Below are 18622 nucleotides of genomic sequence, written 5' to 3'. Positions count from 1 at the left end.
GCAAACCTTCCTGAATTCGCGTTTGCCAGACTATGACACAAGTTCCTTGAAGATACCGTTTCCCGCCAAGAGTGTCTCGTGTGTTCCGTCTTCCACCAATTGGCCTGAGTCAAAGACCACAACCCGATCGAACATCGCCGCCATTGCCGGATTCGTCACCACCCACACAATTGCCGGCGAATGGCCGTCGCGTCTGGCTTCGTCGAGCACATTCCGCAACACTTTGTCCTGCACGCGCTGGTCGAGCGCCGACAGCGGCCGATTGAGAATGAGGAAATCGGGACGCTTGAGCAAGGCGCGGGCAACATCGAGCTTCTGTCGCTGTCCGCCGGTCAGCCGCCTGCCGGCGGCGCCGACGTTGAAGTCCAGGCCGACATCCAGAAGCTCGGCATAAAGTCCCAGTTCGTCAAGAATATCATAGACGATGGAGCGAATACGGTCCGGCGCGTCGGGATGGTTGTTGCCGACACGCCCGAACAGGACGTTGTCCATGACGGTGGCCGCGGCGATGTATTTGGCAGGATCAAACCGTTCGACAGCTTTCTCCAGCTCGGCCGGCAGGTTTTCATAGAACTGGTTGCGTGCAGCGATGATCTTGCTCATCAGCTCGTCGGTCAACAGGCCGAAGCGATGCCGGGGCTCGATATAGGCAAAGCTTAAGGTGACCATCATGGCGCGGTCGTTCTCCGAAACCGCATCGTAGGGGCGATTCTTGAGCCGTTGCAGCAAGGTTTCGTAGGCGGGTATCTCCTCGGCGCTCATGAAGGCGAGCTGCTGGAAGAACTGGTGTTCGGGCGGCAGGTCGGCAAACAGCTCGATCGCCTGTTCGGCGATCTCCATGCCCATTTCGTAGAGCGTGCGGTCGAGGCCGGCTTGCTTCAGCACGGAAGCAAAATAGGGATTGGACGCCAGTGCCTTGTGAGCCAGTTCGGGGCCGGCCGCGGCGCCGAAGAGCAGGTTCTGGCCGATCGTCGCTTCCTTGTTGTAGGCGCCCGGTTCAAAAGGAACCACCAGCGCGCTCAGGCCTTCTTCCTCCAACCGGGTTCGCAGCGCCGCACGCAATTCGACGATCCGCTCGGCAAGCTTCGTGTGGCGCTTGAGGTCGGCCGAAGAGCGCAAGCCAAGATCCAGAATGTCGCGCGACAGAAGAACCGCGTCGAGCACCCGGCGCACGGCTTCGAAGAGGTCGTGCGGGCCGGTGGCGCCGGCGGAGGCATAGTTGATCCAGTCGCTGCGGATATCGAGATCCGGATTGCCCGACCGGCGCGCCTCGTCGATATTCCAACGGTGCTGGTCCGCCGCTGCGCCGTCATATGTCACCGATGTCAGCGGCGCATGCTTCAAACCGTAGAGCAAATTGTCGCGCAGGCTTGCCTGGAACAGGAAAACATCCGACGAAGCGTAGGACATGCGCCGGCCGGTCACGGCTTCGGGGAGATCAAGCAAGTCATCGGAGCCCGAAACGATCCTTCCGCTGTCCGGCCAGGTCAGCCGCGCAAAGGCTTCCGCAAGCGCCTCCGCTCCCCCTGTTGCGGTGCTGACCAGCGCCACCGTCTCACCCGGCTTGACCTCGAGCGAGATGCGATTGAGGAGCATTGCGCCGCCATCGTCGGCTATCGACAGGCTGACCGCCGACAGCGGCTTGGTCATCGGATCGGGATCGTCGACCGTCAGTGCTCCGATTTCCGGCGCGATGATATTCTCGACGGTGAACTGTTCGACGACCTGCTGATATTTGACCTGGACATCCTGCCGGTCCTGATCCCAGTCGATCAGTTCCTTCATCGGTCCGGGCAAGTCCTTGTAAGCGCCGATCACGGCCACGAGCTGGCCGACATCCAACCTCCCCTGGATGACCAGATAGCCACCGATCATGTAAAACAGAAAGGGCGTGAGCTGCGCGAGAAAATTGTTGAGGAACTTTACCATGAATTTCCATTGGTAAAGATCGAAGCGGATTTTGAAGATGAGCCCGAGCCGGGCTGCTATGTCGGCGCGCTCGTAGTTCGACGTATCGTGGACGTGAACCGCGCCGATGCCGTCGACGATTTCGCCAACCCGGCCTGAAAGCGCGCGCGCCGTCAACTGCCGCTGGCGCCCGAGCACGAGCAGCCGCCGCCGCATTCGCGGGATAAGCACGATTTGGATCGCCACGATCACGACCGCTATCATTCCGAGCCAGACGTTCTGGACCATGATGAACAGCATGGCCGTCAGCGCCTGGCCGCCGAGCAGCACCGGCTGCAGGAAGGCATCGCCAATGAAGCCGCCCAGCGGCTCCACCTCGTCCTTCACCATGGTCGCCACTTCGGCGGATTTCACCCGCTTGAAGTAAACCGGCGGAAACCGCAGCACACGATCGACCAGATCGAAACGAATACGCCGCAGCATGCGTTCGCCGAGCCGGCCCTTGTAAGTGTTGATGTAGAGCTTGAACAAGCCGTTGATGACGACCAGCAAGAGGAAAACAAGGCTGAGCGCAAGCAGCGTCGACGTGCGGTCCAGTTGAAAACCGGAGAAGAACTGGACCTCGCCGATGAACGGCAGGTTATAGTGCAACCGCATGAATGGCAGGGTCGCGCCCGGTTGCTCGAACCCCTTGCCCTGGATCGGGCCGTTGACGATCAGCTTCGGCAGGTCGAACGACATGAAATACGGGACCATCGAAAGCACGACGATCATCAATATCCAGAGCTGCTGCTTCCTGGTGTGCGTCCAGATATAGCGGGCTAGGCTGGTTTCCATATGCGATTGTCAGTTTGAAGGATGCGGAATGTAAAGGCACCTGCTGGCGAATGGTGTATCGGCCATGTCTTCGCCGCCACCGAAGACCTCGAAGCGGCAGCTGCGCGCCAGGCGGATGGGCGCCGATGGTCCGGACAAATGCAATCGGCCGCCTCCGGGCAATGGCGAAACGGCTTGCGGCACAGTCGCGTCCGCAAGTCGAACAGCCTTGCATGAGGCAAGATTGCGTTGTGTCGCCCGAAATCCCAACATAGAAGACGAATATGATGGATGTCACGCAACCACGCAATGCCGGCATGGATGGGCATGAGCAAGCCCTGGACCTCACGCGGGGAATTGCCGCCTATGTCGACCACCCTCTCGTGACCGGGCTGGCGCGCGTCATCGCCAAGCATCCGCAGGCCGATATCGCCAATGCCTTCAACCACAAGCAGGTCGCCTGCAAGATGTGGGCGCTTGACAGGCTGTTCGAAAGCGACGGCGGCCGGTTCGAACGCATATGGGTTCTGGGTGGATGGTACGGCGTATTGCCGGCGATGCTTTTCAACGACGCCCGCTTCGACATCGGGGCGATCGACAGCATCGACATCGATCCCGAAGTCGGCGCGGTCGCCCGGACACTCAACCGGCAAGCCGGCGAGCGGTTTCAAGCACTGACGGCAGATATGTACGCACTCGACTATGGCGCCGTCCGACCCGACCTGGTGGTCAATACGAGCTGCGAACACATCGCCGATCTCAGCGCCTGGCTTGCCCTGCTTCCGCGGGGCACGAATGTCCTGCTGCAGTCGAACGACTATTTCAGCGAGCCGACGCACATCAACTGCGTGGCGTCACTTGCAGCCTTCGAAGCCATGGCGGCGCTGCGGCAGATCAGGTTCTCCGGCGAATTGCCGACAAAAAATTATACACGCTTCATGCTGATTGGAACTGTTTGAAGCGCTCGCGCAGGATTTGCGCCGAGCGCCGCGCCCCTTCCAGATCGAGACGATGCGCGGCTGGCGGCGGTCCCGCAAGCGCCTGCTCGATCGCATGCGCCAGACCTTCAGGCGTCAGGTCCTGTTCCGTCAGCACCGTTGCAAGACCGAGCTCTTCGAGCATCAGAGCGCGACGCGTCTGCTCGGTTTCCCCGCCGGCTGCAAATGGAACGAGCAGCGAGCGACACCCCGCGCGCATGACATCGCAGACCGTGTTGTAACCCGCCTGCGAGACCGACAGGCGGGCGCCGGTCAGCAGGCTGGCGAAATCCTCGCGGAACCGGAAGATGGACAGGCGTGGGGAGGCATCGCGTGAAATCGCGTCAAACTCGTCCTTCGGCAGGTTTGGGCCGGTGATCAAACACCATGTCCAGGCGTTGTCGGCATTTCGCGCCGCCGCGACGGTGGATCTGACAAGGCTCTTTCCGGCCGCCCCGCCGCCAACCGACACCAGAACGTCGAAGCGCTCTGAGGCCGCTTGCGCCGGCGGCGCAGCAACGAGCCCGGTGTAGGCGACCTCGGCCCTGATCGCCCCAGCCAGCGGAAATGTCTTGTCGATGGTTGCGAAAGCCGGATCGCCATGGACCATGACAAGATCGAAATGCCTGTTGACGAGATCGACCGTTTCTTCGTTTCGGCTCGGCTTCACGCGCTCCTGAAGGATGTCGCGGACGGACGCCGCCAGCAGCGGTCTGGGCGATGTCGCTTCGATGGCCTCGATCAGTGGCAAGAGTTCGAAACGCATCTGCCGGCGTCCAAAGGGAAACGCCTCGATAATGACGATGTCGGGCCTGTAATCCCGGAAAGCCTGCAGCAGCATCTCTGAGCGCCGCCTCTTGAAATCATCGTCGATGGCTTTGCCCTGCAGGTCGACAAGTCCGGAAAATCCTTCGTCACCGGAGGTGACAGGCGGCAGGGTCACGGATTTTACACCCGATCCCGGAAATCCCGCGATCGGCGCTCCGCCGGTCACGACGGTGACGTCGAACCCGTCATCGACCAGAGCCGCCGCAATGCGGCTGGCGCGCGCGAGATGGCCGATGCCGAGCAGGTGCTGAACATAGAAGAAAGCGCGCAGCCGCTTCATTCGGCGGCCCGCCACTCCCGCTCGAACAGTTCCTTGAGCTGTCCAATGCCTGCCACATGGTCGAAATTGCTTCGCACGCGCCGCTCCGCGGCGTCGCCGAGGCGGGCGCGCAGGACGGGATCGCGGATCAGGCGCTCCAGCGCCTGTGCCAGGGCAGTCGGGTTTTCCGAGGGAATCAGCAGCCCGGTTTCATCCGACGATAAAAGCTCCGGCACGCCGGAAATATCGGTCGACACGCAGGCAAGCCGCTGGCTGGCCGCCTCCACCAGAACATTCGGCAGGCCGTCCCGGTCGCCATCCGCGGTGATCCTGCAGGCCAAAGCGAAGATGTCGGCGCTGCGGTAGTGCTCAAGCACCTCCTCCTGCGCCAGCGCGCCTTTCCAGGAGACGCGCCCCTCCAGTCCGAGCCTTTGCGCCAGCGCCTTCAGCCGTTTCAGTTCCTCGCCGCCACCGATATGCTCGAAACACCACGCCAGATCGCCAGGCAAGAGGGCAAGAGCCTCCAGCAACGTATCATAGCCTTTCTTTTCAACGGCGCGTCCGACACTCAGGATGATGACAGGTTCGGCCGGCGCCGAGCCGTCACGCTGTTTTCGCGCCTCGCCGAAACTGCCGAAGCGGTCAAGGTCGAGCCCATGATAGCTCAGATGCACGGACGAACTGCCGTTGGCGAGTTTTTTCAGATGGTCGAAGCCGGTTTTCGTGCACGTGACCGTCCAGCGCGCCGAGGAAAGCTTGCCGGCCAGATCCCAGTCCGCCGACGTCCAGATGTCCTTGGCATGGGCTGAGCAGCTCCAGGGCAAGCCACGAAGCTGGCTGGCATAGCGCGTCACCGATGCCGGCGTGTGCGCGAAATGGGCATGCAGCCATCCGGCATCTTGCGGCCATTCGGCCGCCAGCACCAGCGCTTGCCCGAAGCGCCGCGCGCGATTGCGGGTAAAGTCGCGGCGGATATCGGCAGCGAGCGATTTGAGCGCGCGCCAGAAGCCAGGCCGCGGCAGACAGGCAAACAGCGACCGAAGCACGCGCAGCGGCTCTCTGTGCAGATATTCCGGCAGATAATGGACGGGGGCCTTGATCTCGTCATGCACGGGATGACGTTTTGCGTCGGTCGGCCGCCTGAGCGCGAAAAGTATCAGGTCGAACCCCGCACGCTCCAGACCGAGCAGCTCCTGCGCGATGAAGGTTTCCGACAGCCGCGGGTAGCCCTTCAGAACCACGACGATCTTGCGGTGTTGCAACTCAGTTCATGCCTTCAATGACCGAAAGGTGATGGCCGGCCCGCCGGTCGAGCAGTTCCGCGACGATTTCGGAAATATGAGGCAGCCCTTCCAGCGTCAGATGCGCATTGCTCTGCGATGGGCGCGGCCGGCCCGGCAAAACCTGCAGCGCATCGGCAAACCGCTGGGCATCCTCGGCCTCCTCGGGCAAAAGCATCTCGATGAGGCCGAGTTCGGCTGCGCGCCGTGCCCGGATCAGCTGTTCCTCGCGCGGCGTGACGCGCGGCACGATCAGCGCCGGCTTGTCGAAAGACAGTATCTCGCAATAGGTGTTGTAACCGCCCATCGCCACCACCGCCTTGGCGCCGGCAATCAGCTCTTCCATCCGGTTGTCGAATTCGATGATCTTGACATAGGGGATCTTGGCCCCCTTCCGGACCAGCTTGTTGCGCTTGCGCGCCGGCATGTAGGGCCCAAGCACGATCAGCGCCCGGTGCTGCAATCGCGGATCCTGCTGATAGGCCTCGATGACGTTGTGGATCAGGTCGGCGCCGTCACCGCCGCCACCGGTGGTAACCAGGATATAGTCGCCCTCGGGCCGGTGGCCGGGCAACTGGTTCTGCTGCAGGCTCCGTTGCAGGAAACCGACGAACTTCATCTTTGCCCTGACCGCCGGCGGCACGTCCAGGCCGGTCAACGGATCGTAGAAATCCGGCGGGCCATAGACCCAGACCTTGTCGTAGAACAGGCCGATCTTACGAATCACATCCCTGCGTGCCCACTCCGCTTCGAGCAAATGCGGCGCGTCCATCACCTCGCGCAGGCCAAGCACGAGCGTGGTGCCCCGCGTCTTGAGGTAGGACAGCGTATCCTCGATCTCACCGCGCAGCCCCAGCGGTTCCTTGTCGACGATGAAGATATCCGGCCGGAAGCTCTCGGCCGTGTGGCGGATAATCGACTGCCGCATCCTTAGCGTCTCGTGCAGATCGATGTCCTTTTCCAGCGAGGTGTATTCGCCGTTGCGCAGCTTGATGACGCTGGGGATCTTCACGAAGTCGACGCGGGCGCGGTAGTCGAAGGCGCCGGCGATGGTGGCGCCCGAAATGATTAGCACCTGAAGTCCGCGGAAATCCCCGACCAGCGAATGAGCGATCGTTCGGCAACGCTGCAAATGGCCGAGCCCGAACGTGTCGTGGCTGTACATGAGAATTCGTGCGTCTTTTGCGTGCTGTGTCATTGTGAACGTCTTTTAGAATTCTCGCCGGACCGTGGGCAACCCCGCAGGCTTCGAAACCATTCTCGCGGGTCTATCGACCTGTTTTGAAACATGGGGGCGAGAGGTACGCAACGGCATTCTTCACCTGGTCACGAATGCCAGGGGGCGCTGATTGTGGCGCCATGCCTTGTCTTCGCCGACGATAGACGGCCCGAGCACAAATCTCTGTCATGAGGCTTGACCCCGTGGAATTAAATGCCCTGCGGCCTGAGGCAGGCAAAGCGCACATTGCGAAAAATCAAGGGCGACCAAGGCGAAACGAGGCTGCCGCACATTGTGAGGAGAACCCGCACCTTGGGAAAATGCTTCATAATCCATCGAAACACAACGGCCGCCAGAGGCCGCACGTTGCGGCCTTTTATCCTGCCATCAGCCTTGGCCTGTGGCAAGCGTCCGGTCCTTGCACCGTTCAAGCTGGTGCAATCTCGCGTCATCCGGCTTGCTCCGTCATGTGGAGGATAGCTGCGGCCCCAATGAGATTCGTCAGCCAGGCGACCCATTCGCCAGATCCGTCACAAAGCTTTGCGTGAACACGCCGGCCGGAAGGACGGCTACGCCAACCTTGCCCTTGTCGTCCTCGGCGTTGCCAGCAGCAGACTTGTCTCGCTGCCGGTTATCCCCGGGATGAGCCGTATCCGCCTAAGCACCGCGTCGAAATCGGTGAGCGACGCCGTTCCGAGTTCGACCACCAGGTCCCAGCGGCCATTGGTGGTGTGAATGGTCGAAACCTCGGCGAGGCCGCCGAGCGCCCGGACCACGCGGTCGGCGGCATGGCCCTCGATCTCGATCATCATCACGCCGCGTATCCGCTGGTCGACCGCGTCGGCGCGCAGCACCACCGTGTAGCCGATGATCTCACCCGACTTTTCCAGCCGCTCCATGCGCGCCCTGACCGTGGCGCGCGACACCCCGAGATCGACCGCGAGATCGGAGATGCTGCGCCGGGCATCATGCCTGAGCAGCGTGACCAGCCTTTCATCGAGCAAGTCCATGATTCTATCCACTTTGACCAAACTGACTTATCGGAATGATAAATCATTCTTCTCGAAATGCCAATTTCGCCTGTTCATACTGCCAGGCCGAGATGGTTCATTCCACGCATCAATCGCCCAATCAATTTACAAGGACAACAAGAACCATGCGCTGCAGGATCGTTGGCGCGCCGGTGCAGGACGGCGCCGGCAGGATGGGATGCGAGATGGGGCCGAGCGCGCTGCGCACGGCCGGGCTTGTCTCGGTGTTGTCGGAACTCGGCCACGAGGTCGAGGACTGGGGCGCGGTGCAACCGGCCGCAGTGCGCGCTATCGTCCATGGCAATCTCGCGCTGAAGGCCCTGCCGGAGATTTCCGCCTGGACGGCGGCAATTGCCGAGACCGCCTATGCGGCTTCGCGGGACGCCATGCCGATCTTCCTTGGCGGCGACCACGCGATATCGGCCGGCACGGTGTCGGGCATAGCCCGCCGCGCCGCCGAACGCGGCCGGCCGCTCTTCGTGCTGTGGCTCGACGCGCATCCGGATTTCCACACGCTCGATACCACCGTCAGCGGCAATCTGCACGGCGTGCCGCTCGCCTATGCCAGCGGCCGACCGGGCTTCAACGGTTATTTCCCGGACCTGCCTGTCGCCGTCGACCCTGCCCACATCTGCGTCATGGGCCTGCGCAGCGTCGATCCGGCGGAGCGCCGGGCGCTGAGCGAAGCGGGGGTTACCGTGCACGACATGCGCACCATTGACGAGCACGGCGTCGCACCTTTGCTGCGCGCCTTCCTGACCATCGTCGAAAAGGCAAACGGCCTGCTGCATGTCAGCCTCGACGTCGACTTCCTCGACCCCTCCATCGCGCCGGCCGTCGGCACCACCGTGCCCGGCGGCGCCACCTTCCGCGAGGCGCATCTGGTGATGGAGATGCTGTCCGACAGCGGCCTGGTCTCCAGCCTTGATCTGGTCGAGCTCAACCCGTTCCTCGACGAGCGCGGCCGCACCGCCACGCTGATTGTCGACCTCGCCGCCAGCCTGATGGGCCGGCGCATCATGGACCGCCCGACCCGCAGCCATTCCGGAAGCATTGCATGACCCAGCCTTCCCGCCTTGCCATCGTCCCCTTCGTCAGCGTCGACCGCATGATGAAGCTGGTGCTGACCATCGGCGTCGAGCGGTTCCTCACCGAACTCGCCGCCTATATCGAGGAGGATTTTCGCCGCTGGGAGCTGTTCGACAAGACGCCGCGCATCGCCTCGCACAGCCATGACGGCGTCATCGAACTGATGCCGACCAGCGACGGCCGGCTATACGGCTTCAAATATGTCAACGGCCATCCCAAGAACATGCGCGAGGGGCGCCAGACCGTCACCGCCTTCGGCGTGCTCGCCGATGTCGGTTCCGGCTATCCGATGCTGCTGACCGAAATGACGATCCTGACGGCGCTGCGCACCGCGGCCACCTCCGCGGTCGCGGCCAAATATCTGGCGCCGAAAGGCGCGCGCTCGATGGCCATCATCGGCAATGGCGCCCAGTCCGAATTCCAGGCTGTCGCCTTCAAAGCGCTGCTCGGCATCGACCGGCTGCGGCTCTACGACATCGACCGCTCGGCTTCCGAGAAATGCGCCCGCAACCTCGCCGGCAAGGGCTTTGACATCACCATCTGCACAACGGGCCAGGATGCTGTCGAAGGCGTCGACATCATCACCACGGTGACCGCCGACAAGCAGTGCGCCACCATCCTCACCGACAACATGGTCGGCTCCGGCGTGCACATCAACGCGGTCGGCGGCGACTGCCCCGGCAAGACGGAACTGCACCGCGACATCCTTTTGCGCTCCGACATCTTCGTCGAGTTCCCGCCGCAGACGCGCATCGAGGGCGAAATCCAGCAGCTCCACGCCGACCATCCGGTGACCGAGTTGTGGCAGGTGATGACCGGCAAGGCGGAAGGCCGCAAGACGGCGGAACAGATCACCCTGTTCGATTCCGTCGGCTTCGCCACCGAGGATTTTTCCGCGCTGCGCTATATCAGAGACCAGCTTCAGGCCACCGGCCTCTACGAGGAGCTCGACCTGCTCGCCGATCCCGACGAGCCGCGCGACCTCTTCGGCATGCTGCTCAGGGCAGCGCTGCAGCCGGCCGCCGCCTGAGGGGCTTCAGCCGCGCAACGGCGCGCAGCTCTCCCGCTCGACGAGCACAGGAGTGAGCACTTCGCGGCGCGAATGCGCCGCCGGCTCGGCAACCCGCTCGAGCAGCAGGCTGACGGCGCGGGTGCCGATCTTCTCGACCGGCTGTGCGATCGTCGTCAGCGGCGGCCAGGTGGTGACGGCATAGGGGATGTCGTCGAAGCCGATCATCGATATGTAGTCGGGGACCCGCAGTCCGCGCCCGTGCAGCACCGTTAGCGCGCCCATGGCCATCAGATCGTTGCAGGCAAACAGCGCCGTGATCCCAGGCGCCTGCGCCATCAGCCGCTCCATCGCCGTGCGGCCGCCGGCGAAGTGATAGTCGGAATCCACCACCGAGGCCACCGGCAGGTCGAGGCCGGCTTCCTGCAGCGCCCTGGCGAAGCCGCGCAGGCGGGCCGGGCTGGAGCTGGAATCGCGCGGGCCGCCGATGACGCCGATCTTCTCGTGGCCGAGCCCGGCCAGATAGCGGCCGGCGAGATAGCCGCCATGATCGTGATCGACCAGAACGGAATCGACATTGACCGAATGGATCTCGCGGTCGATCAGCACCGCCGGCACGCCGGGCAGAAGGCTGGAGAACACCCGCGCATGATCCGACGAGCCGGCGAAGATCAGCCCGTCGATCTGCTTGGCCATCAGCACCTGGAGATAGCGCTCCTCCTTCTCGGCGCTGCCGTCGGAGTTGCACAAGATCACCGTATAGCCGGCAAGGAAGCCGGCATCCTCGATCTGGCGCGCCACGCCGGCGAAGAACGGGTTGGAATTGTCCGGCAGCAGCAGGCCGATGGTCTTGGTCTCGCCGCGCCTAAGGCTGCGCGCCAGCGTGTTCGGGCTGTAGCGCAAGGCGGCGATGGCAGAATGCACGCGCTCGGCCGTCTCCGGCTCGACATGGCGCGTGCGGTTCATCACATGCGAGACGGTTGCGACCGACACTCCGGCATGGCGCGCGACATCGGCAATCGTCGTCATTTCTTGTCCCCTAGTGCATGTCGCCCGGAGTGTCCGGCGGATCTGGGAAAATGACATCCATAAAACAAAAACCAAAAAGCGCGACGCGCTTTATCGGATCACCCTCAACAGCTTTTCCCGATAGGCATCCAGAATGACGGCGAGCACAATGACAAGGCCTAGCACGATCGGCTTGAAATTGTCGCCGACGCCGAGCAGCTCGTAGCGACGCCGGCGACCGGGCCACCGATGTTGACGCAACAGATAGACCATGGCGACGATGCCGGCGCGTTCTCCCTTCCGCCGGAGCGCTGTATCCTTCTCAGGCTAGTGATTCCCGCAGACAGGAAACCTTCATGAACGGCCTGACGCCCATACTTTCCACCGTGACCGCCTCGTTCCTTGCCTCCTTCGTCGAAGTGGTCGAGGCCTTCACAATCGTGCTGGCGGTAGGCGTCACCCGCAGCTGGCGGCCAGCGCTGACAGGCGCGGCGCTGGCGCTGGCGGTGCTGGCGGCTCTGGTGCTGGCCTTCGGACCGCTGCTGGCGCTGATTCCCATTGCGGTGCTGCAGTTCGTCGTCGGCGTGCTCCTAGTCCTGTTTGGCATGCGCTGGTTGAGAAAGGCCATTTTGCGCAGTGTCGGCGTCATCGCCCTGCATGACGAGGACGCGGCCTTTTCAAGGGAAACCGCCGCTTTGCAGCAGCAGGCCAATGACCGCCGCGCCGATTATCTGGCCGGGCTCGCGGCCTTCAAGGCGGTGCTGCTCGAAGGTGTCGAGGTGGTGTTCATCGTCATTGCCGTCGGCGCCGCGCATGCACAGACCTTCTATGCCAGCCTTGGCGCGTTGGCAGCCTTCGTCCTGGTAACGATCATCGGCCTTGCGGTGCACAGGCCGCTGGCGCGGGTGCCGGAAAACGCGCTCAAATTCGCCGTCGGCCTGATGTTGACAAGCTTCGGCATTTTCTGGACCGGCGAAGGCCTGGGCACCCACTGGCCGGGCGCCGATCTGGCGCTGCTGGCCATCTTCGCAATCATCGCCGTCGCGTGCTTCGCCATGGTGCGCTGGTTGCGCGCCAGCTACCCCAAGGCTGCACAAGGAGTTGCTCGATGAACGTCGTCCGCCTCATTCTAAAGGAGCTCGTCGGCATGTTCATCGACGACGGCAGCCTTGCGACGCTGGCGCTGCTGTTGATCGTAGCGATTGCCGCGGCAGTGAAGCTGCTGGCGTTGCCGCCGCTTGCCGGCGGCGTCCTGCTTCTGCCCGGCTGCCTCGTCATCCTGCTCTACAGCGTGCGCCGCGCGGCACGGCGCTCCGGTCAGTAGAGGGTGAAAAACACCGGCAGCATGCCGCTGATCCGCAACTGCTCAATCGTCTCGATGGCCGGGAACAGCGCCAGGAAATAGAGCCCGTCCGTGAATGTCCGCCGCAACGCCTTTGTCGAGAACCGGCGTTCGGCTTGATCGTGAAACAGCAGCGGGTTCGGCCAGAAAGGCGGCGTGCGTTCGGCATAGACGCTGTAGGCGGGGCCGAACTTTCCAAACAGGAACTCGGCTTCCTTGCGCACCGTCACCCGGAACACCAGGTAGCTCACCAGAGCCAGCGCCGCCGCCACCAGCACCGAGCCGTACATCAACCCGACGCCCGCCGCGCCGACCGTGGAAAAGAAGTAGAGCGGGTTCCGGCTCATCGAGAACGGGCCGATGGTGACCAGCTCGTCGTTCTTCCTTCCGCCGACATAGAGAATGCTCCACAGACGGCCAAGGAAGCAGACCAGCACGAAGCCGATGCCCAGCGCCTCAATGTATCCGTGCCCGTCCGAGCCTTCGACGAGAAAGGGCTTGGTGAACAGCAACAGCATGACGGCGAGGGCTGCCGCCACTTGTATGACGAGCAGGCGCTTGTGCTGGTCGAACGCCTTCGCTGCCGGCTTGGGGGGAGCGTAGCTCATCATAGTTCCTGCACCCCGGCAGGGCTCATAGCGCCGGTGTCTCGCCACCCACTAGCGAGACGGCGGCCGACTATCTGGCCGTCAATCTTGGCTTCGGACTGACCGTCACCTCGCTGATCATGACCGGCATCCTTGTCGTCGCGCTGGCGCTGCAATTCGCGCAGAAGCGTTATGTGCCATGCCTATTGGCTGGCGGTGGTGCTGATCAGCGTCGTCGGCACCTTGATCACCGACAATCTGGTCGACAATTTGGGCGTCCGTCTGCAAACCACCACGATTGCCTTGGGCGATGTCCATACTTGGGCAAAGCCGGTATTCATCGTTCTGATCTGCATTCATTCCGGTGCGGCACTCTTCCATCATTTTATTCTGAAAGACGCCGTGCTGCGCAGGATGCTTGTCCCTGCGCGCGATCCGGTCGGATGACACTTATGGACATGTGCAACGACCACGAGCGACCAGGCGCCGGCGGATATTCTAGGAACGGACCGCCGCCGGTGCTAGCATGCCGCTCTGGCAAAGCCTCGGCAACAGACCGGAACAGAGATGCGACTTCTCCTTGTTGAGGATGACCCCAGGACCGCAGACTATGTCGTCAAGGGTCTGAGCGAAGCCGGGCATGTCTGCGATCTGCTGCGCGACGGGCATGACGCGCTGTTTGCCGCGACACGCGACGCCTATGACGTGATCGTCGTCGACCGCATGCTGCCCGGCCTCGACGGCCTGTCGATGATCAAGGCGGTGCGGGCGGCGGGCGTGCGCACGCCGGCGATCTTTCTGACCTCGGTCGGCGGCGTCGACGACAGGGTTGAAGGGCTCGAGGCCGGCGGCGACGACTATCTCGTCAAGCCATTCGCCTTTTCCGAACTGCTCGCCCGCATCAACGCGCTCGGCCGTCGCCCTGCGGTGCAGGAGCTGAAGACGACGCTGCGCATCGCAGACCTCGAAATGGACCTGATCCAGCGCCGCGTCACCAGGCAGGGCCAGGCGATCGACCTGCAGCCGCGCGAATTCAGCCTGCTCGAAGTGCTGATGCGCGGCGAGGGCCGCGTCATCACCCGCACCATGCTTCTGGAACGGGTCTGGGATTTTCACTTCGACCCCAAGACCAGCGTCGTCGAAACCCATATCAGCCGGCTGCGCGCCAAGATCGACAGGCCGTTCGAAACCGCGTTGATCCACACCGTGCGCAACACTGGCTACAGTGTTCACGACTGAGGCGCGGCATGACAGAAACTTGCCATGACTGAAGCTTGCCATGACTGAAACGCACTATGACTGAGACAGGCTCTCGCCTGCTGCGCAGCACGCCGTTTCGGCTGGCCCTGACCTTCGCCTTGCTGTTCGTGCTCGCCTTCATCCTGTCAGGCGCCATCGTCTACCAGCTGATGAGCGCGGATCTTGCCGAGCAGCTCGACCAGTCGGTCAAGGAGACCTATTCGGTCGTGGCGGTGACCTATGCCGGAAACGACCGGGAGGATCTGGTTTCGGCAGTCGACAGCCACGCCGCGCTCAGCCCGAGCAAGGAACAGCTGTTCTCGCTCACCGATCCCGCCGGCAATCGCCTGGCCGGGAATTTCACCGCCGCCGACCTTCCCGATGGCTTTTCGGATTTTGCAGCGTCCCTGCCCGATGTGACGCCCGGCACCATGTACCGCGCCTGGTCCGGCTCGGTCGGGCCGAACAGCCTGACCGTCGCCTTCTCGCTGTCTGAGATAAGGGAGTTGGAAAACATCGTTTTGATGAGCTTCGGCTGGGCCACCCTGATCATTTCAGGGCTGGCGGTGGCTGGCGGCGCCTTGCTGGCGTCGCGTGTGCAGCGTCGCCTCGACGGCATTGCCACCACCATGGACGATGTCTCCAACGGCCGGCTCGACGCCCGCATTCCACTGCTCGGCAATGGCGACGACATTGACGGCGTCTCGCGCCAGGTCAACGCCGCGCTGGAGCGGCTGGCGGCGCTGGTGGACGGCATGCGCCAGGTCAGCGCCGACATCGCGCATGATCTGAAGACGCCGCTCAACCGGCTGCAGATGATTTTGGAAGCTGCGGCCGACAGGACCGCGCGGGGTGAGGCCGTTGCCGATGAGCTGGCGGAGGCACGTGGGGAAAGCCTGCAGATCAACGATACTTTCGATGCGCTGTTGCGTATTGCCCAGATCGAGGCCGGCGCCCGCAAGTCGCGCTTTGTCGATCTCGACCTCACCGGCGTCATCGATGCCATTGCCGAAATCTACGCCGGTGTCGCCGAGGATGACGGCAAGTCGCTGTCGGCCACGATCGTCCACGGCACCCCATGCCTGGTCCACGGCGACCGCGACCTGCTGACGCAATTGTTTGCCAATCTGGTTGAGAACGCGCTGCGGCATTGCCCCGATGGCACGGCGATCCTTCTATCGGTGCGGCGGCAAGGCGACCGCATTCTGGCTGAGGTCGCCGACAATGGCCCCGGCATCCCGGCGCAGGAGCGCGAAAAAGNGGCGGCAAGGCGACCGCATTCTGGCTGAGGTCGCCGACAATGGCCCCGGCATCCCGGCGCAGGAGCGCGAAAAAGTGTTCCAGCGGCTCTACCGGCTGGACTCCAGCCGCACCACGCCCGGCAGCGGCCTGGGCCTCAGCCTTGTGCGGGCCATCGCCGACCTGCATGGTGCAACGATTGCGCTGGAGGATCGCCGGCCTGGGCTGGCGGTAATTGTCGGGTTTCCTCGGGCGGAGGGCACCGGTCCCGGCTTGAAATGACAACGCCAGAGCCAGGTCGACCCCACTCCGTCGAGCGAAGCAGCGACGGAGTGGGGGAAGGCGCTCATGAAACGCCAAGTCGCTGACAACTTTCTCCAAGTTGATGATCGCATCCGACAAAGGCGGTCGCGATTAGCCTTGCACATGTTTCCACCCGGAACGGCTGCGGGTTGATCAAGATGACCGTTGAACCTATCGGCCCACCGCACCCCGGCGAAAATCCGAGGGCGACATCCCTGCCAGCTTGCGGAAGGATTTGTTGAAGGCGCTGAGCGAGCCGAAGCCTGAATCCATGGCGACGCGCAGCACATTGGCGTCTTCATGCATCAGCAGCGCCTGCGCGTAGCTCAGCCGCAGCAGATTCATATATTCGTTGAGCGTCATGCCGGTCGATTTCTTGAAAATGCTCATGGCGTATTTGGGATGGATGTCGGCCGCCGCCGCGATGTCGACGCAGTCTATGTCGTAGAGGAAATTCTCGGCGATGAAGTCGCACATGCGACCGACATTGCGCAACGATTGCTGGTCGAACGGGCCGCCGGGTTCCTGGCCGATGGCGGTTTCCGGCACCAGCCGGTAGGGCTCGAAGCGCACCCGCTCCAACCGCAGCAGCAGCTCGTTCACGGCGTGCTCGGTTATCGCCGCATCGCCCGAGCGGAAATAGCGGTTCCAGCGCTCGAAATTGTGATGGTCGGCCTGGTCGGTCGCCGATGTCACCAGCGTGGCGCCGGTCATCAGCCTGTGGCGGACATCCGTCGGCAGATGCAGGCGGAAGAAATGCACCAGCGGCAGATGCGCGCCGGCATAGATGGCGTCGTCGGAGAGATCGTCCATCTGGTGCGGCAGCCCGCCCCAGAACAGGCACATGTCGCCGGCCGACAGCGAGATCTCGTGCTCGTTCATGCGGTAATGCACGCTGCCGCGGACGATGAAATTGACCTCGACCTGGGCATGCCAGTGCGGCTTCAGCATCACCAGCGGATGGTTGTGAAACATCTGCAAAGCCATCGGCAGGCCTTCGACGCTGCTGGCGCCAGGCTGGTAAAACGGCCGTTCCGGCATCTTACTTTCCGCCCATCTTTTATTCCCGTTGTCAGGGACAAGCCTTCCGCGCCGCCTAGTCTAGCCATGCTCGCGAAGAGAGAGCAAATGAAATGGGAGGATTTCAATGCGCACGACACTGATCTGTGCCGCGCTGGCGCTTGGCCTGGGCTCAACCCCGGCTTTGGCGCAGTCCGGCGAAATCACGATCTGGAGCTGGAATATCGCCGCTTCGTCGCTGAAGGCGACGGTGGCCGGCTTCAACAAACAGCATCCCGACGTCAAGGTCACCGTTCAGGATCTCGGCAACCAGCCGACCTATGACAAGTCGATCGCCGGCTGTGCGGCCGGCGGCGTCGGCCTGCCCGATATCGTCTCGATCGAAAACGGCGAGGCCGAGAACTACTGGAGCCAGTTCCCCGATTGCTTCGTCGATTTGCACACGCTGGGCTACACCGCCGACGACCAGAAGAAATTCCCGGATTTCAAGCGCACCGAATTGGAGGTCGGCGACAAGGCCTATGCCATGCCGTGGGATTCCGGCCCAGTCGCCGCCTTCTACCGCCGCGACTTCTACGAGAAGGCCGGCGTCGATCCGGCCTCGATCAAGACCTGGGACGATTTCATCGCCGCCGGCAAGAAGGTCCAGGCCGCCAATCCCGGCGTCACCATGACCAATGCCGATTTCAACGGCGACACCGAATTCTTCCGCATGATTTCCAACGAACAGGGCTGCGGCTATTTCGCCGCCGATGGGCAGTCGATCACCGTCAACCAGCCGAAATGCGTCGACACGCTGGCCAAGATCAAGGACATGAAGGACGCCGGCATCATCTCGTCGGCCGACTGGGGCACCAAGATCACCAACAACACCGCCGGCACCGTCGCCACCCAGGTCTATGGCGGCTGGTATGAGGGCACCATCCGCACCGAATCCGCCGGCGAAAACGGCAAATGGGGTGTCTATCTGATGCCGAGCCTGACCGCCGACGGCCCGCGCGCCGCCAATCTCGGAGGCTCGTCGCTCGCCATCACCTCAGCCTCGAAGAACAAGGAGGCCGCCTACGCCTATCTGAAATACACGCTCGAGACCAATGAAGGCCAGATCACCATGCTCAGGGATTTCGGCCTGGTGCCGTCACTGATCTCGGCCCTCGACGACCCCTACGTCTCGCAGGGCCTGCCCTATTGGGGCGGCCAGGCAGTGTGGAAGGACATTCTCGCCACGCTGCCCAAGGTGGTGCCGAGCCGCGGCACGCCGTTCCAGAGCGACGCCGAAATCATCATGCGCGCCGTGCAGACCAAATATCTCGGCGGCGGCTATCCCGATGCCAAGGCCGCCCTCGACGACGCCGCCAGCCAGATCGCTTCGGCGACGGGACTGCCGATCAAGTGACCAAGGCGGTGATTATGGCGGGCCAGATATAGGGCAATTTGCCGGACCGTTGGCGCTGCCCCTCACCTGCCT

At 63.0% G+C, this 18622-nt stretch carries 15 protein-coding genes and 3 pseudogenes; 9 read left to right on the top strand and 9 right to left on the bottom strand.

Going from position 1 to position 18622, the window contains the following annotated elements:
- Positions 1-30 precede the first annotated feature (30 nt).
- Positions 31-2745: an ABC transporter ATP-binding protein gene (locus X751_RS138945; protein WP_023706793.1), complete on the bottom strand. Its 2715-nt coding sequence runs from the start codon at positions 2743-2745 to the stop codon at positions 31-33.
- 266 nt (positions 2746-3011) lie between these two features.
- Here X751_RS138945 and X751_RS138950 point away from each other — a divergent pair, with 266 nt between their 5' ends.
- Complete coding sequence (locus tag X751_RS138950) at positions 3012-3683, top strand: class I SAM-dependent methyltransferase (protein WP_084558320.1); 672 nt, start codon at positions 3012-3014, stop codon at positions 3681-3683.
- On the opposite strand, the gene X751_RS138955 is transcribed toward X751_RS138950, so the two are convergent.
- The 4 genes from X751_RS138955 to X751_RS138970 all read right to left on the bottom strand — a co-directional run bounded on the left by X751_RS138955 (position 3661) and on the right by X751_RS138970 (position 8297).
- Entirely contained in the window at positions 3661-4809 is a 1149-nt protein-coding gene (locus tag X751_RS138955) for a glycosyltransferase family protein (RefSeq protein WP_023745919.1), read from the bottom strand. The genes X751_RS138950 and X751_RS138955 overlap by 23 nt on opposite strands.
- Positions 4806-6050, bottom strand: coding sequence for a glycosyltransferase (locus X751_RS138960; protein WP_023698114.1), 1245 nt, complete (start codon positions 6048-6050; stop codon positions 4806-4808). Before X751_RS138960 ends, X751_RS138955 begins: the two co-directional genes overlap by 4 nt.
- A gap of 1 nt (position 6051) precedes the next feature.
- Entirely contained in the window at positions 6052-7266 is a 1215-nt protein-coding gene (locus X751_RS138965) for a glycosyltransferase family protein (RefSeq protein ID WP_023745918.1), read from the bottom strand.
- A gap of 590 nt (positions 7267-7856) precedes the next feature.
- Complete coding sequence (locus X751_RS138970) at positions 7857-8297, bottom strand: Lrp/AsnC family transcriptional regulator (RefSeq protein WP_023745917.1); 441 nt, start codon at positions 8295-8297, stop codon at positions 7857-7859.
- A 146-nt stretch (positions 8298-8443) separates the two neighbouring features.
- Between X751_RS138970 and rocF the strand changes: the two genes are divergently transcribed.
- Both rocF and X751_RS138980 read left to right on the top strand, forming a co-directional pair.
- Positions 8444-9379, top strand: a complete 936-nt coding sequence (gene rocF / locus X751_RS138975; protein WP_023745916.1) for an arginase — start codon at positions 8444-8446, stop codon at positions 9377-9379.
- The gene (locus X751_RS138980) at positions 9376-10437 is read left to right on the top strand and encodes an ornithine cyclodeaminase (protein ID WP_023745915.1); all 1062 of its coding nucleotides are present in this window, start codon (positions 9376-9378) and stop codon (positions 10435-10437) included. Before rocF ends, X751_RS138980 begins: the two co-directional genes overlap by 4 nt.
- 6 nt (positions 10438-10443) lie before the next feature.
- Here the strand turns inward: X751_RS138980 and X751_RS138985 are convergent, their stop codons facing one another.
- A complete protein-coding gene (locus X751_RS138985; protein WP_023745914.1) occupies positions 10444-11445 on the bottom strand; it encodes a LacI family DNA-binding transcriptional regulator in 1002 nt (333 codons plus the stop codon).
- Between the two features lie 90 nt (positions 11446-11535).
- Positions 11536-11643: pseudogene (locus X751_RS1000000167160) on the bottom strand (ABC transporter permease); the annotation flags it as partial.
- A gap of 137 nt (positions 11644-11780) precedes the next feature.
- On the opposite strand from X751_RS1000000167160, the gene X751_RS138990 reads away from it, so the two are divergent.
- Both X751_RS138990 and X751_RS138995 read left to right on the top strand, forming a co-directional pair.
- The gene (locus tag X751_RS138990; RefSeq protein ID WP_023745913.1) at positions 11781-12536 is read left to right on the top strand and encodes a COG4280 domain-containing protein; all 756 of its coding nucleotides are present in this window, start codon (positions 11781-11783) and stop codon (positions 12534-12536) included.
- Entirely contained in the window at positions 12533-12748 is a 216-nt protein-coding gene (locus X751_RS138995; protein ID WP_023672157.1) for a hypothetical protein, read from the top strand. Before X751_RS138990 ends, X751_RS138995 begins: the two co-directional genes overlap by 4 nt.
- Here X751_RS138995 and X751_RS139000 read toward each other — a convergent pair.
- On the bottom strand, positions 12742-13374 hold the full coding sequence (locus X751_RS139000) for an isoprenylcysteine carboxylmethyltransferase family protein (protein ID WP_023687613.1): 633 nt from the start codon (positions 13372-13374) through the stop codon (positions 12742-12744). The genes X751_RS138995 and X751_RS139000 overlap by 7 nt on opposite strands.
- A 56-nt stretch (positions 13375-13430) precedes the next feature.
- On the opposite strand from X751_RS139000, the pseudogene X751_RS1000000168650 reads away from it, so the two are divergent.
- The 3 genes and pseudogenes from X751_RS1000000168650 to X751_RS01000000164170 form a co-directional block, all read left to right on the top strand.
- Positions 13431-13800, top strand: a pseudogene (locus X751_RS1000000168650) (hypothetical protein); the annotation flags it as partial.
- Positions 13801-13920: 120 nt separating this feature from the next.
- Positions 13921-14592 (top strand): winged helix-turn-helix domain-containing protein, encoded by a 672-nt coding sequence (locus X751_RS139010; protein WP_023672160.1) that lies wholly within the window; start codon positions 13921-13923, stop codon positions 14590-14592.
- Positions 14593-14648: 56 nt separating this feature from the next.
- Positions 14649-16113: pseudogene (locus X751_RS01000000164170) on the top strand (ATP-binding protein).
- A 192-nt stretch (positions 16114-16305) separates the two neighbouring features.
- On the opposite strand, the gene X751_RS139015 reads toward X751_RS01000000164170, so the two are convergent.
- Positions 16306-17175 (bottom strand): helix-turn-helix domain-containing protein, encoded by an 870-nt coding sequence (locus X751_RS139015; RefSeq protein ID WP_023672161.1) that lies wholly within the window; start codon positions 17173-17175, stop codon positions 16306-16308.
- A 106-nt stretch (positions 17176-17281) separates the two neighbouring features.
- Here X751_RS139015 and X751_RS139020 point away from each other — a divergent pair, with 106 nt between their 5' ends.
- Positions 17282-18550 carry an ABC transporter substrate-binding protein gene (locus X751_RS139020; RefSeq protein ID WP_023685055.1) on the top strand — a complete coding sequence of 423 codons (1269 nt, stop codon included), beginning with the start codon at positions 17282-17284 and terminating at the stop codon, positions 18548-18550.
- The last annotated feature ends 72 nt before the right edge of the window (positions 18551-18622 follow it).

This window comes from Mesorhizobium sp. LNJC394B00 (genome assembly GCF_000502555.1).
Lineage (GTDB): Bacteria > Pseudomonadota > Alphaproteobacteria > Rhizobiales > Rhizobiaceae > Mesorhizobium.
This window is presented reverse-complemented; position numbering and strand designations above follow the sequence as displayed.